The 255-nt window shown below is 53.7% G+C and carries 1 rRNA gene; it reads right to left on the bottom strand.

The features are described from left to right. Window positions 1-255: ribosomal RNA gene (locus HA052_RS27275) — 23S ribosomal RNA — on the bottom strand; the annotation flags it as partial.

Raw genomic sequence — 255 nt, 5'->3', positions numbered from 1 at the left:
TCCCCTCCCGGGGTTCTTTTCGCCTTTCCCTCACGGTACTGGTTCACTATCGGTCGATCATGAGTATTTAGCCTTGGAGGATGGTCCCCCCATCTTCAGACAGGATTTCTCGTGTCCCGCCCTACTTGTCGTACGCCTAGTCCTTGGAATGTGTTTTCGTGTACGGGGCTATCACCCACTATGGCGGTCCTTTCCATGAACCTTCCACTAACACAATCCATAACACGTACAGGCTCTTCCGCGTTCGCTCGCCAC

This window comes from Chromobacterium fluminis (assembly GCF_011602385.1).
Taxonomy (GTDB): domain Bacteria; phylum Pseudomonadota; class Gammaproteobacteria; order Burkholderiales; family Chromobacteriaceae; genus Chromobacterium; species Chromobacterium fluminis.
Note: the sequence above shows the minus strand (reverse complement) of the source record. Positions and strands in the feature narration are given on the sequence as shown.